A 15,965-nucleotide genomic window follows, 5' to 3' on the forward strand; every position below is an offset into this window, starting at 1 on the left:
CATCGCTGCAAGCGCTGGCAGCATCACCGCACAACATCGTGGTCGACGCCAGTACGGCGAATATCGCTACCACGGGCTTGGCGCAGACTATCCAGAACGCTAATAGGGTCGGCGGTGTGCCGGTCAATGTGTTCAAGCATTTTGTTGTTGGCGAGCTCAATACTGTGAATCTGGTCGTGCCTGACGATGCCAGCAAGCTGGTGAACATCGTCAAGGACAGCAAGGCGGAGATCCATGGCGTTCTCAACAGCTATCAGAACGGCACGCTTGGCGGCAACGTGGTATTTGCCAGCTCCCAGGGTTTTCTGGTGGGCGCCTCGGGCGTCGTCAATGTGGGGCAACTGACGGTTCGCACACCCACTGCTGATGATCTCGACGAGCTCATCGCCGGTACCAAAGCGGTCGACGATACGCTGGCCGTCTCGTCCGACGGTCTAATCACAATCGATGGCAAGATCAACGCCAGTGATGGTATTGATCTGCAGGGCGATGGAGTCAATGTTGGCAGCAGCGGCAAGCTGATCGCCGGCAACGCCCTAAACGCCAATTATGTAGCCACCGCTGCGGTCAATACCGGCGACTACTCGGCGCCTACTGCCCTGATCAAGGATGGCGGCACTATCCATATTGTGGCGGGCGGTGCGCTTGGTACCAGTGATGCGCTGATTGCCGGCGACCTGCTGGCCGATGGCGGTATCACCATTGCAGCTTCAAGTATCGACATCACCAGCACCGGCCTGCTCGATGCGCGCGACAAGGTCACCACCAATACCCACGGCAATGTCACGCTCACTGCCAGCAGCGTCCAGGAAGTAGGTATGGGCATAGCGCTGGCGGAGTCATCCGTCACGCTGGCAGGGCAGGTACATGCCAATGATGTGACCGCCACGGCAAAGAGCACTGCGACGGCGTCGTTCTATGAGGATCCAACCGCCGGTCTGGTCATCATGGCCCTGGGGCCCTTCACCGGCGCAGGTTTTTACCTGATGGCGGCCGACGCCGAAGCAACGGTGAACGTGGAAGGCACAGCGAACGTTCAGGCCAGTGGTAACGTGACGATGGCCTCCGAATCCCATGCGTTGAGCCAGGCCAGCCAGATCAACACCTCTGGCGGCAAGGGCTCGTTATCGGCCATCTACAACACCAGCGACGCGACAAGTACCACCCGCATCAAGAGCGGTGCGACCGTTCAGTCGGAGGGTGATTTGGCGGTAACTGCCCATAACGAAGCCTTCATCGCTGCCAGCGCGCTGGATGTGATTGCCGCAGATGCGAATAAGGTGGTGATAGCCATTGCGGTGGGTGAGTCGGATGTCGACGCTACCGCCGTGATTGAAAGCGGTGCCGTGCTCGGCGCAGATAGCCTGGTGCTGGCTGCGGAGAACCAGAATTATTACTCGGTCTCGGCCAGTGCCATGGGCCTGAAGGATACCGAGTACGGTATCGCCGTGGCGGTAGGAGATTTCAATACCAATGCCACCGCGGAAATGGGTGCCTCGCTGGGCACCGCTACAGCGAAGACCGGCGATGTCAGCATCACTGCGCTGGACCGCACCGTACACCAGCAGGTCAAGTCGGGTGTCACGGTGGGCAGCAACACGCTGTTCCGCACTGTCGGGGCCAAGCCGATAGCGGGTGTCGCTGCGATGCAGAACGGCGTGAACAACCTGATCGACAGTAAAAAGCCCTCGGGTATCGACGTACCCAAGGACGGCGATGGCAAGATCTCCTTCAAGGGCGGCCTGGCCTTTACCATGAACCTGTCCGATCACGAGGCCTATGCCTTCCTGGGCAACAACCAGGCCGGCCAGGCGCAGGCGCCGAGCATACAGTCCACGGGCAATCTGCTGCTCGCCAGCGCTATTGACCTGGGCACGGACAACGCCTCGATTGCCGGCGGCAATGACAATGCGGCGCATGGTGACGACCAGGGCGCCTGGCGCACCTCGGCCGAGGCAGCGGTGGCTTCGCCGAGTAGCAGGACCACCGGCAGTAACCAGACCGGCTCCTCGGAAAAGAGCCTGGCGGTGGCCCTGAATTTTGCCATCAACAGTGGCGATGCCGTGGCTGAAATAGGCGACTACGTTGAGATTTCAGCGGCCAATGTCGGTGTGCTGGCGCGCCAGAAAGTGCCCATTTCTTCCAGTTACGACAAATGGGACTCCTTCTCCGATGTGTTGAGTAAGTTCAACGGCATTGGCGGCATGCAGAACAATATTCTTTCGTCCTTCGCCAATGCCGGCACGTCGGCAGACAATTCGGCTACCGGCGGCTCCGTGAACGTGGTCATCAACGATCTGGATACCAAGGCGTGGATCGGTGACAACGCCAAGATCACCACCACGGGCACGGCCGACTGGTCTGCCGGCCGGATAGTGGCCGGCAACATGGTCGCGCCTACATTGTTTGATACCACCATTCCGTTCAAGACCATCGACTACAGCTTCGATTTCACCGGCTCCGTGGATGTGCAGGCCTACAACCTGAACGAGAGTGTTCACCTGGCCGGCAACCTGGGTACCCTGGGTCTCTTGCCGAACGGCAATGGCACCAATGAAAAGGGTAAATCCGTCGGCGGCAGCATCAGCTTTGTCCAGCAGACAGCGACCGCTGTAGCCGGAATTGGCGCTGCCACCCTGTCGGCGGCGGGGGATGTGCGTATTCAGGCACACACGGACGAACGCCATTTTCTGATTACGCCCTCGTCCGGTTCGGGCAAGGGCGTGGGATTCAACGGCGTCATGGCGATTCTCAACAGCGAGTCGCTCACCCACGCTTCGCTTAGCAATCAGGCCAGAGTCAATACGACGGGCCTGGATGTGCTGGCTGATCATGACTTTGGCAACTGGGCCGCGTCCGGCGCATTCGATAAATCAGACGAATCGGCCATGGGCTTGTCCGTAGCGATCAACATCGCCCAAGGCGATACCAAGGCGTTTATCGGCGACAACAGCGGCGAGCAAGCCAAGGTCGGCTTCAGGAACGGATCACAGCCTGCCCCTGACGCACCCACGACTCCGGCACCGGATCCACGGGGTATTGTGGCCAATGAAGTACGTGTCAGGGCGCGCAGTGCAGGCACCAACGGCTCACTGGCCGTGGCGGGTGCGGTTGTCACCGAGCCCAATAACGATCCGGGAAAAGCGGAGCAGTTCGAGAACTGGTGGAACCGGTTGGGAAGCAAGGCGGCGGACAGCCATAGCGCTGCAGTCTCAGGCGCGGGCGCAGCCTCGATTGGCAGTGCGGCAGGTGACGGCGCAAACGAGCCGGCCAATCCGCCCGCTGGCGGGGATGCGCAGGTCGACGCTGACAAGACGGGCCTCGCCGCCGCCGGCAGTCTGACAGTCTCGGTGAATAATCTGGACGCCAAAGCGCTGATCGACAATGCGGTTATCAGTGGCAAGGGTGGCGCCGATGTTGATGTAACTGTGCAGGCCCTGGAGAAGGTGATTTCTGCCTCGGCTTCGGGTGGCGCAGCCCTGGCCAAACTGGGTGCCAATTCGCCCTCCAACCAGAACACCATCGCCGGTGCTATTGCCTACCAGATCAGCTTCAACGACGCGCTGGCGCATGTCCGCAACAGCACTATCACCAATGCCGGTGATGTGAATGTGCAGGCGCTGCATGGCGGCGAGCTCACGTCCGTGGCCCTTGCGCTGGCGGTCACCAGCTCGAACCAGAACACACAGAACAGCAACAACGGCGCACTGTCGATCTCCGGTGCGCAAATCTATGATGGCACCTCGGCGCGTATCGATAACAGCTCGATCACCAGTAACGGTGGCGGTGACGACAGTCTTGAAGTGTCTGCCTACAACAATGCGTCTATCGGTGTGGGCGGCGGTTCACTATACGTGGGCGGCAAGAAGGGTGGCGGATTGGCCATTACCTTTGCCGAAATCAATGACCCCGGCGCCATGCTGGCAGGGGTCAATCCGGACGCCAACAATGTGCTGAGCTCGGCACATAACGAGGATGTATACAGCGGCTCGGCAGTCGAGGCGGTTATCAGTGGGGTTGATGGCAGGCGCAGCACCCTGACCGATTTTGATAGCGTCACCGTCTCTGCCAGCGCCGTGAACAGGATCGGTCTCGGCGCGGCAGGTGGCGGCTACAACGGCGGCGTGGAAAACTCCAAGGGGTTTGCCGGCAGCTTTGCCGTGGGCTCGATTGGCGCCGACACCAAGGCTTTGATCAGCAAGACCGACATAAACGGCGTGCAGACCCTGCATGTGAACGCCAGCGGTGAAGACGATGCCGCGCTGGACGCACTGCTGGCCAGTCTGGGTAGCAGCACGATCAACAGTGATTTCGACTTCAGTGGCGCGGATGCCATTGATAACACCAATATATTCACCGCCGAAGACGGCAGCGAGTCGTCCTACGCCTATACCTCTGCGGGCAAGCGGATTATCGCCGTGGCCGGTGTCGTGCAGGTGGGCAAGAGCAACCTGGGTATTTCCTACGCCCACGCCGACGTGAAAAGCGATACCTCGGCGCGCATGGCGGATGTGAAGATCAATCAGGGCGTTCCCAGTACCGCGGATGTGGCCGTCAATGCGCGCGACAATTCCCTGCTATATACCGTGGCGATCGGCGTCGGCGTCAGTACCGGTAAATATGCCGGTGTAGGTTCGGTGGCGGTCAATCGCCTGAACAATCGAGTGATTGCGGAAATCGGCGATTGGGACGGGGCAGACAGCGGCAGCGTCAATGCCGAAACGGTTGCCGTCACGGCCACCAACGACATGGACATGATCAACGTCGCCGGTGCGGTGGCTGTGGGTACACCCGGCGCTAGCGGGCAGGCAGGTGGCCTGGCGGTCGCGCTGAACCTGGTCGGCACGGACGAGCACTCGACCAGGGCGCATATTGCCAATACCGCTCTGCAGGCCTCCGGCAACGTAATCGTCAAGGCCACCAGTGGCGCGTCCGATGACCACAACCTGCTGGTCGGCAACGCCATTGCCATCGGTGCTACCGGCGGCTCGGGATTGGCCTTTGCCGGTGCCTTCGGCGTAAACAATGTGGATCAGCTGGTCGAAGCCGGCATCAAGGACGCAGGCACCAATCGCACTACCGATGCCAGTGCCACCGAAGGCGGCACGGTCACTGTTCAGGCGTACGACTTTACTGACAGCGTGGCGACGGCCTGGATGGGCGCAGGCTCCGGCACCGGCTCTGCCGGGGGTATTGCCGTGGCGACCAACAGGGTCGACTCGGATGTCGATGCAGCGGTCCTTGGCGATAATGTTACGGTCGGCAGTACGACGCTGAAGGTGCAGAATCTGATTGTCGATGCGGCTCGAGACAACTGGCTTCTGAGCATCAGCGCAGGGGTTGCGGCCTCACCCAAGCAGAGTGCGCTCGCCGGATCGGTAAGCACCGGCATCGTTGATGGTGATGTCAGCGCGCGTATCGCTGAAGGGGCACGGGTCAAGGCCTGGAACAATGTAGCGGTGAACGCCGATGCGCTCAGCGTGAATCTGGTGGGCAGTGGCGCACTGGGCATCGGTCTGGGTAGCGGCGCTGGCGCTGTAGCCGTCGCGACGGCCCTCGAATACGGCAACACCTCGGCCTTGATTGTTAACGCGAACGTTATCGCCGAAGGCAAAGGTGCGAGCATCAGCGTGGACAGCGGCGCGCTGGCCAATTACGGCACCTTGCCTGACCTGTCGACCTCGGGTCAGGCCGAGGATGATGGCGATGACAGTAACGCCAACCCGGTTGACCGCGACACGCTGACAACCGGCTTTGCGCTGCTCAATCTGGACAAATCCACGCAAAGCGTCGATGGTCTGGCGGTCAATGCCACCAGCCGCACCAAGCAGCAGGCTATCAATGTGGGCGGCGCAGGGGCCGAGTCACTGGCGATCAGCGTCAATGTGGCGACCAACAATTCATCCAATGAAACCACCGCCAAGATCACCAACAGCACGATCAATGCGGGCATCAGCAATCAGAGCGGTGCCGATGTGCTGGTGCGGGCCAACGCCCATGAAGCCGGGCTGGCCGTATCGGCGGGTATTGCCATATCCGGCAAGAATTCGGGTGTCGGCGGATTCGCCACAAACAGCCAGAAGAAGGCGGCCAAGGCAACGATCGACACCAGTACCGTCAATGGTGATGCAGTCAGTATCGATGCCAACAGCTCGAAGGTTGCCCAGGCAGTGTCTGCGGGCGTGGCCGCGGGCGGGAGTGGTCTGGGCGCCGCCGGCTCGATAGTGATTACCGAACAGTTGGGCGACACCCAGGCCTGGCTGCGCGGCGGCACGCTGACAGCCAACGAATTGACCGTTGCTTCCGACCGTCGTCAGGAAGCCAACGTTGCAGCCGGTGCCGTCGGTATCGGTGGGAAGGCCGGCATCGGTTTCGGCATGGCGGTTAACATCGTCGGCGGTGACAGCAAGGCGCTGATCGGCAACGACCTGAGCGATGCAGCCGATACCCGCACTACGCTGGTCAAGGTCACTGACCTGACGGTGGATGCGCAGCGGTTGGAAAATGTGAATAGCCACGCCTTCGGAGCGGGTATTTCTGCTGGCTTTGGCGGGGCGGCAATGATTGATGTCACCGAGTTCCGCGGCGAGACGCGTGCAGGCATCTTTGGCAAGCCCGGCGGTGGCGGCTTTACTACCCGTGTTCGTGGCAAGAACGGCCTCCAGGCGGCTTCTAGCGTCACCCTCAGCGCCCAGGAAATTCTTGACGCGAGGCAGTTTGCCCTGGGTATCGGCGTAGGCGCGAAGGTGGGCGTTGGCGTCGTTGCCAACGTGGTGTTGGGCCGCAGTCAGGTGTACAGCGAAGTGGTGGGTGGTGATATCAAGGCCACGCTGCTGGATATCGATGCCACCTCTCAGCGCCAGTCCGACCTGACCAGCATCGCCGGCGCGGGCGGAGTAGCCAGCGCAGCCATCAGTATTGGTGTCGCTTTGTTTGGTCAGGGTGACAGCACAGCTGATGATGGCACCAATGCCGAAGACGAGTTTGATGCCTCACGGGTTGTTGCCAATACGGTACTGCAAACCGACACGACCAGTTTCAACAGTCACCTGTCCAGCGATGATCTGGCCGCCATGGGTACTGATGCCGGCTCGACCCTGCAGCGCACGGCAGCGCCCGCTTCTACCACGACCACCGATGCCGGCAAGTCACTGAAGTTGTCCGGTGAAAATGTTACTGCGGCGCGAATTTCCGGCGGCGTGATTGATGTTGATAGCCTGAATGTGAACAGCCGCGCCCTGCTGCACGTCAATCAACTGCTCGGCGCCGCACAGGTATCGGCAGTGGGTATTGCCGGGGTGATTGGCATTACCCGCATGTATGACATGAGTATTGCCACGGTCGACAGCAGCGTGACGGCCGACAACGTGGTGGTGGGCGCCACGGTCGAGAATGTCTCCGACGAAGATGCTGCCGGCGAATCGAAATCGGTGGTGATCGGGCTGGGCGGCGTCAGTGTGGTGGTCAACTACGTCGATATCCGCTCGGCAAACCGAGTGGTTGCAGGTGTTACCGCCGCCAGCGGTTCGGATACCGGCGACCTGATCGTCACCGCGGCCGATACCACGGAGCTGCGCATTGGTGATGTCGATCCTGGCCGCCCCGATGCGGCTACGGACGGTTCGATGAATGTGAATCTCGGTAGCGCCGCGATTGGCGTCAGTTTTGGCTATGTGGAGAAGGCCAGCGAAGTAGACGCCTGGCTGGGTAAGGCCGGCAGGCTGGTCGACGGCTATGACAACATGACTGTCAGCGCCAACAGTTCGGGTATGGTCAAGAGCACGGCATTTTCCTTGGCCGGTGGCATTGGTGCCGGTATCCAGGGCGTGGTGACCGACGCCAACGACGACTCCCACGCCGATGCCACCCTGTTTGGCACCATCGGTACCGGCAGCGGACTGGTCAATGTGTCTGCGCAGGTAGTGCCGGAACTCTATTCGAGCGCCTACGGTGTGACCGTATCCGGTGGCTACTCCATGGGCGGCTCCTTCGCCTATGCCATGACCGAGGCCGAAGCACGGGCTAGCGTCGCTGATGGCGTCACCTTCACCGGCAGCGGTAATGTCCTGGTGCGCAGCGAAACCGGGAATGGATCGGATGCCGATTACGAGACCGCGCACGCCGCGGCCTTTGCTGCTTCCGGCGGCTTGATGTTGGGGGTAGCTGGCACCGAGGCCCGCGCGAGCAATAATGCGCAGTCGATTGCCAGTGTGGGCGACTATGTCACGATTCCGGACGCCGACTTTGAAGTCTATGCCCGGCATACCGGGGTGCAGATCGCAGATGCCGATGGCTTCTTTGTCGGTGCCTTTGCCGGCGGTTACCAGGTAGGCCTGGCCGAGTCCTTCAGTTCGACTCGCGTCGAGTTCGGCAAGGATCCCAACGCCACGCTTGAGCGCACGGGCGATCTGATCCTGGATGCCAGCAGCCAGAATGAAAACCAGGCATTCACCACCGCCGGTGGTGGCGGTTTTGTGTCCGGGAGTGCGGCTGAAGCCGTGGTCGAGGCCGGTGACCACGCCAACGGCAATTACGCTGCCGCAGTGCTGGTGGATGACTGGTTCAGCGGGTACCGCGCGGTACCCATTGACGCGGGTAACGTGATTATCCGCGCAAGTAATGAAGTCCATTTCTTTGCCGGCACAGACTCGACCACAGTCTCGGTGGTGGGCGGGTCAGGCGCAGAGTCCGATGTCGAGGTCGATACCAACGTCAAGGTGGTCCTGGGCAAGAATGTCAGCCTGAATGCGCTGGACATTGATGTTGCAGCACTCAACCAGGCCAGGCAGATACAAACCCCTTGGGATACCAGCTACACCTCCAGCGTTTACGGCGCAGGTGGTGGCGGTGCGAACGGTACCGCTGCGCTGTCGACACAGAACCTCAAGAACCTGCGCGCGGCGGTAGAGATTGGCGAGAACGCAGTGCTGCGAATCTCCGATCTAGCCTGGATGTACGACGGCTATCGCAATGGCATTACCCTGGATGCGGGCACCGAGTTCTTCGTCTACGACAAGGCCGTGATCGAAGTGGGTGGAGCCTTGCAGGGCGCTGGCGCGGAGTCGAATGTTGATGTACAGGCGCGGAACCAGGTGACCCTGGCTGATGGTGTGGCGCTGCGCAACGCCTGGGGCAAGATAGGTCTGGGTACCTATTCCCGGGGCAGTGCCGCGGCGGAAGCCAATGTCAGCGTCTGGGCCGTGGCGGGGGTCGCCGGTGGCGTGTCGGATGTGCATATCGATGTCGCTAACAGCGTGACGCTGGGCAACAGCGTTGTGATTGATGCCTACGATCAGATCAGCCTCTTTGCCGGTCGTGGTTCTGACGGTCTGAACCAGAACCAACTGGTGGCCGACGCCCGCAGCAATATCTACAACTGGACCGCGGTGCCGATCCCTGCCGGGAATGATGCCGAGGGCGACATCGTGCTGAACAACCGGGTGTCGTTTGGCGACAACTTTGCCATCGGCAGCGATGGCCATGTGGCTATCGGCGCAATCGAGGGCGCCCTCAGTGCTAGGGGAACGGGCGTCGAGAAAAACCCCTACCTTGAGCTGTTCAGCACGGAGAACACCTTCGGCTCCAGCAACAAGACGGTAAGCAATGTACTCAATTTTGCTGGCAGCGGCAGCGTTACCGCAGGCCAGTACGCCTACCAGTCGGTGAGTATCAACCAGGCGGGCGGTATTACCCGCCAGCTCTATCGCTATGGCTCAGCCGAGCAGCAGGCGGCCAAGTACTCATCGCGGGCCGAACTGCAGGTCTACATTGACGACCTGAATGCACAAATTGCCGAACTGCAGGCCTGGAACACCACTGAGGTGGTGACCGATGGCACCACACTCGCTGATGGCAACGGCGCAGCGACCGGCACCAGCACGGGCACAGACAGCACGGGTGTGACCAGTGTCGGCAGCAATCCCTATGCTAACGAGATCAACGAGCTGCAGACCCAGGTGGTGCTGCTGTCGGCTATTGTCAACGACTTCTCACCGCAGGAAAACTTCGCGATCAAGGTGGCCGACGTCCGGGCCTCGGCGGGCAATGTCAGCCTGACTGCCGGTGCCATCAACATGGCTGCTGGTGTGACGCCGACCTTTACTGCCAAGGGCAACGCGAGCATCACGATCGACAATCTGTCTGATCGTCACCTGATGCTGGCGAATCTGGAGATAGCCAACCAGACCGGAGGCAATGTATTCGTCAACGGCGGTGCCAATCTGGGCAGCGCCTTTATCGACGAGCAAGCGGGCAGTCGCTCGGGGATATACGTCAATCATGCCCCCACCGGGGCGAACTTCAAGAGTGCCGACGTTATCGTCAACGGCAATCTGACCAACCTGCTGTCCAGCGTGAATATTGCGGTGGCCGAAGGCGACCTGATTCAGCAGGCGCTGATTCAGGCAAATGCGGTCAATCTGAACGTGGACAACGGCAGCCTGCTGCTGAATAACCCGAATCTCGAACAGACCTATGGCCGCGACCCTGACGCACTGGTCAATTACACGCGCCAGTGGAAGCCCTCCAGCGCCACGGATTTTGTCCAGTTCTATCTCAACGACAAATATTCCACAGCGATAAACGCCACTGGTGCCGCTGCATTCAATGACTGGTTTACCGGTCGTGCGCTGAGCATCGGTGGTATTCAGAATCCCTACTACCAGTCGGCAGCCTACGGCTACGACGAGATGAACATCTACTTCAACTGGGGCTTCAGCGATTCCGCGGAATACAACGGGGCCAATCCGGTAGTGTTCCTCATGGCCTCGGGCGACAGCTCGCGCGGTGGCCAGTTCTGGAAATTCCGGCCGGTCCTTGATTACCAGAACAAGCTGACCAAGACCGCCAGCTACGCCGAGGTGAAAAAACAGCTGGGCTCCACCGGCACCTCGATCATCTCCAACAAGGTGATCATCAATGCCAAGCGGCTGGACATCAACGGCGCCATCGTTGTGGGTACGGACAACAGCTGGTCGGTCGACGTGGGTTCGGGGTTCGATAGCAAGATCCAGCAGTTTGTTCAGGATGCCGGTCTGTCTGCGGGCGACAGCGTCAACCTGACCGCCGGAGAAACCAAGACCCTCCGCGTGCGCAATCCGGATTATCAGCCCTATCCCTGGCTGGCGAATTACAGCCCGTTCTATTATCAGATCAAGAACTATACGTTCGATATCGCCAACACGGCGGGCACCTCGGATATCAAGCTGAAGTACGACGTTGGCTCAGGCACCCTGGGAATCGACGACGTGCCGGTCAGCGGCGGTGGCTATGTGGCCATCCGGGCGGCTATCTCTTCGACCGGGGCGGACGGCAAGATCATCGTCAAGGACGGACTAGGTCAGATCGACATCAACAACGACTCCAATACTCAGCTGAATATTGGCCGGTTGAGCGCCGGAGATGACGCCACAGGTGTGATTCGCATCACTGACCTGAACAAGTCGAGCACGGTGTCACAATGGTATATCCACAACCCGGGCAGTCAGATCAGCCAGTATCAGACCGATGCCTGGGCGGTATCGCACCTTGACCCCGAGTCGTCGATATTCCGGGGCAACTTCGGCGGGACCGGCACCACCTCGAGCGTGAGCTACAACCCGCTCGCCGGGCAGCTGTACTACATACGCGAAGGGGCTACCGTCGGCCGATCCTATACGCGGCCGGCAGACGGCTACCTGTCGAAGTACCCGACCACGGTCGGCGACTGGGTATACACCACCGACTGGAATACCGAGACGAGCTACTTCACCAGCTGTGCGCTCAAGCCTGAAGCATGCTCCGGCGGCGTCGCTGCGCAATACCTGAAGCAGACCTATGACTACGGCAGCCAGTCCACCACGGGCTTTGGCTGGAATATCAGTTACAGCGCCTACTACGGCAGCGGTCTGACCAACGCGGATCCCTTCGTGCGCATTCCGACGCGAATGGATATGGATGCCCATACCTTCGTGAAGGCAGATCACTCGATCCTCTTCCAGTTCAACGGTGTGGCGGAAGGCAATATCGACATTGACTCCCGTGCCCCGATTCAGCTGACCGGTAACATCTACAACCCCAGCGGCAGGAGTAGTATCGTTACCGATGCCGACTTCAGCGCATCCAGTGCGTCCTCCATCACCTCCGGCATCACGCGTATTCGTGCTAATGGCGACATCGGAACCGCGGGTAACTCCCTGTCGATCACCACCAACGAACTCTCCCTGCAATCCGACAACGGCTCGCTGGCTTTCAACGCCACGGCCATGGGCTCGGCGCTGACTGTCGACACGCTGTCGGCCCGGTACGGTCTGGTCGGAACGGCGGATAAAGACATTGTCGCCAAGGATGGCAACACGCTGATCTCGGCCAACACCATCGATCTCAGCAGTCTGTCGGGCAGTATTGGTAGCCTGGGTACGCTGGGCGATCCGGCCACTTACAACTTCGTCAATATCGCCTCCACCGGCGCCGTTTCACTGCGAGCGGCCAACGACATCGTGGTGTCTCAAGCCACAGGTGATCTGCAGGTTGAGCGCATCGAGGCGAACGATAACGTCGTGCTTCGACTGGGCAATGGCAGCCTGACCAATGCGCTGGGGCAGCAACAGAAGTCGGAGCAGGAGCTGGCTTACGAGGCTTCAGTCTGGGATTCCCTGAATCTGCTCGATGGCACTGCTGGCGAGCGGGCCGTAACGGCCTATGAAAACCAGTTCAACAGCAAATACCACACCTACTGGATGCTCAGGCAGCGTTTGGCCGATGCCAGTGACAGCGGTTTTGCGATTGACGCTGTGTACCTGGATGCCATGAAGATTCGCTACGGCACTACAGACGTTGCGCAACTGACCGCCAAGGTCAAGGCTGAATATCAGGCCCTGGACGCCTGGTTTATTGACCAGGTGGCCACGCCGGACAGTTACGCCAACGTGGCCGATGCGATCGGCAAGGAACAGAAAGGCACGCTGGTTGGCTATGATTATGGCGCGCTGTTAACCAGTGCCTACGACGACAGCTTCCGGCTGGAGATTGATAAAGCAAGCAGCCGATACGCCAGGATGGTGGAAGGCTCTACCTGGAAGCAGAGCCAGCTGGATATCAGTATTTCTGCTGCGGCATTGAGCGCCGACGCGTCGGGGCAGCTGACCGATCGCGAGGCCAATATCGTCTCCTCGAACATTGATCTGCAAGCCAACAGCGGCAGCGTTGGCAAGAATCTGGCCGATCTGGTCTTCAGTGTGCCGCGTGACAACACGGCCACGATCACCAACGAGCAAAAATCTGCACTGCTGTCGGCGGGCCCGGGGGATATTTCCACCGTGGTGACCGATAACACGGTCACCCTGACCGTCAAGCAGGTGGATCCGATCAAGGTTGATACCTCCGGTGCGCTCAATGTCGCCGCGCGGGGTGCCATCTTTATCGAATCAGCCTCCTCTCTGACCGTGGGTGAAATAGCCTCCACCGATGAAGACGTGCGTCTGATCGTGGATGGGGCCATCGCTGCACAGGCCGGGGTCAATAACATCAAGGCGCGCGATCTGTACCTGGCCAACACCCAGGGTGATATCGGTTCGGCGGCCCAGGCCATGAACCTGCAACTCTCGGGTGCCTTGCGTCAGGCGGCCTCCGCTGGCGGTCTCTATCTCAAGCACAGTGGCGGTAACCTGCGGGTCGGCTCAGTGGCTGCCGGCGGTACGCTCTCGTTGACCAATGATGGCGATATTCTCGGCTACGATGCCAACCACTTCCTGCAGGGCGCGGGTATTGCGCTCGACGCAGACAGTGGCGACCTCGGCAGCTCAGCGGCTCGGTTGAACGTCAAGCTGTCCGGTGCGGATCAGCTGACCGTGAAGTCAGCCAACGGCTGGCTGGATGTGCGCGATACCACGCGGTTTGCGCTGGGCAGGGTGGTGGTCGATCAGCGCTTTGATCTGAGCTCGGTTGGCGCGGTGGATCTCGCCGGCGATATCACCTCCGGCAGTCTCGGCCTGGATCTGGGGAGCACGCTGGATGCTGGCGGAAGCTCGCGCATCGACGTGACAGAGGATCTGACAATAGCGGCCGCCGGCATCCAGCTGACGCCGGTGGTAATCACTGCCGGCGCAGCAACCCTGCAGGCAAGGGCGGGTGCGCTGGGTATCGGTGCCCTCAACACAACCAACGGCGACCTGGCTTTGCTGGCCACTGGCGCGCTGAGTACGGCAGGCGCAGTGGATGTAAAAGGCGCGCTGGTCGCCGATGCCCAGCGCATCAGCATGGGTAGCGGCTCTTCCTGGCAGGGCACGGGCAAGGCAACGCTGACGGCTATAGAGGGACTTTCACTGCAGGCGCTTGGCTTCGGCGGCGATCTGGATGTCGACTCGAGCACGGGCAATGCGGTCTTCGCCGGTCCGGTGAGCGCCCAGGCTATCGACGTACTCACCGCCACCGGCATTGAAGCGCAATCAACCGTGACAGGTCGCTCGCTGCTGCTCAATGGTGGTGCCGGCGATCTAGTGGCCGGGAGTGCCGCGCGTCTGACCTCGACTACCGGCAGTATCGCACTCAGCGGTAGCGGCATTGCACTGGATGCACAGTCGCAGATCAGCAGTGCCGGTGATCTCGATATTGTCAGCCGCACAGGTGATGTGGTGCTGGGCCGCGCGACGGCTGGCGGGCGAGTCACAGTCAACAGTGCAGGCAGCCTGTTGCTCAACAGGGCAGTCGCCAGCACGGATGACCTGGATTTGCGTGCCGTTGGGGCCATTTCCGTGGCCGACGGTGCGCTGGTCGCATCCGCTGCCAAGGCCGATGTGCACGGGGCCAGTATGTCGATGGGCGCGGGCTCACGCCTCGATTCGGCCGGTCAGATGCACATTTCGACCACGGGCGACATGCAACTGGCGGCCCTGCAGACCGACTGGGACGGTACCGACGCGGTTCGCCTGATCAGTGGTGGCAATATTGTCGGCCGCACTGACACCCCTGTGCACCTGCGCGCTACCGGCGCCAATGCCCAGGGCAGCATCAGTGCCGTGACCGGTATTGGTGATCCGCTGGTAATCGATATGCCCTGGCTGTCGGCAGAAACCCTGAACGGCGATATCAATATTGTCGCTGAACAGGGCCTCTATTCACCCTTCCTGCGGGCCCGTAATGGCAATGTCACCCTGCGCGTGGATGGCAGCCTGACCTTCGGTGAGCTGATCGGTAATCCCTACCTGTGGGTAGATGGCGCCCTGGACGGTGATCTGATTGTCATGCAGCAAGGCAAGCTGGCGTCGAGCCAGGGCCTGAATGTGCGACAGATCGAGCTCAATGGCGGTGGGCCTCTGGTACTGGAGGCGCCGACTATTGATGTCGGAGTGGACAGCAAGGGCGCCGCCGATACCTTCATTACTCTTAGCGGATTCGAGGGCGGCATTGCCGACCGGATCAATGTGCAGGTGGTCAACACCGGCAAACTTAATGTGGCGGGTTACAGATCCAGTACGGGATCGTTGAGCGTGGACGGCGAGCTGAATCTGGATGAAGCGCTGGTGGTCCGGAGCCTGGCAATCAGAACGGCCGGCCTGACGCTGGACATGAACAATTACGACCCCCGCCCACTGAATGTGAACGGCCAGCTGATGTCGCCGGACGCGGTGTTCTGGCTGGATACGCTGGGCTTTGAACTGCGCACCAATGCACTGCCAACGCGCTATGCCGATCCACTGGTGATGTTCCTGTACAAGCCGGGCGTGCCGCAGGATCTGCAGGTGCTTGCCTTCCAGCGCCTGAGTGCCGAGTACAACATGCTGACCCGGCTCAACGACTCCCAGTTCTGGGAGGCGGGCCTCGGCATGCCCGGGTTCCCGAATACGGCGACCTACCAGAGCCCGATGACACCTGGCTCAGGATCGGTCAATACGGGTGAGCCCGGGGTTGACCAGGGCGTTGATCTGCCGCCGGCAGATGAGGAGTTGCTGGAAATTTCGTCCAGATAACCAGCCGATCACGGATGGCCG

The 15,965-nt window shown here is 60.6% G+C and carries 1 protein-coding gene; it reads left to right on the forward strand.

Features of this window, described 5'->3' with window-relative positions; genetic code table 11:
- Positions 1-38 precede the first annotated feature (38 nt).
- A complete protein-coding gene (locus tag AAC076_RS13185; protein ID WP_339846411.1) occupies positions 39-15,944 on the forward strand; it encodes a leukotoxin LktA family filamentous adhesin in 15,906 nt (5,301 codons plus the stop codon).
- Positions 15,945-15,965: the final 21 nt, after the last annotated feature.

The organism is uncultured Halopseudomonas sp. (assembly GCF_963977355.1).
Classification (GTDB): Bacteria; Pseudomonadota; Gammaproteobacteria; order Pseudomonadales; family Pseudomonadaceae; genus Halopseudomonas.